The sequence below is a fragment of the Aquirufa esocilacus genome, from assembly GCF_042715595.1.
Classification (GTDB): domain Bacteria; phylum Bacteroidota; class Bacteroidia; order Cytophagales; family Spirosomataceae; genus Aquirufa; species Aquirufa esocilacus.
On the sequence record NZ_JBBKXX010000009.1, the window covers coordinates 1 to 266 of the forward strand.

Below are 266 nucleotides of genomic sequence, written 5' to 3' on the forward strand. Positions count from 1 at the left end.
GCGGGTTGCTTTGTTTGATTTATTGGAGGTACAAGAGTTCTTTGACGTGTTGATAGAAATAAAGAAGAGATACTGTGTTTAAATCACAGTGTCGAAATAGTAGCATTCAAGACAAGGATAATGACAATTTTCTTATATTAATAAGAGCAGTCAAACATCCAAAGATTATTTACAATGGAGAGTTTGATCCTGGCTCAGGATGAACGCTAGCGGCAGGCCTAATACATGCAAGTCGAACGGTGTCTTCGGACATAGTGGCGCACGGG

At 40.2% G+C, this 266-nt stretch carries 1 rRNA gene; it reads left to right on the forward strand.

The window, feature by feature from the left end:
- Positions 1-171: 171 nt before the first annotated feature.
- Positions 172-266 (forward strand): 16S ribosomal RNA (locus tag SKC37_RS11675); the annotation flags it as partial.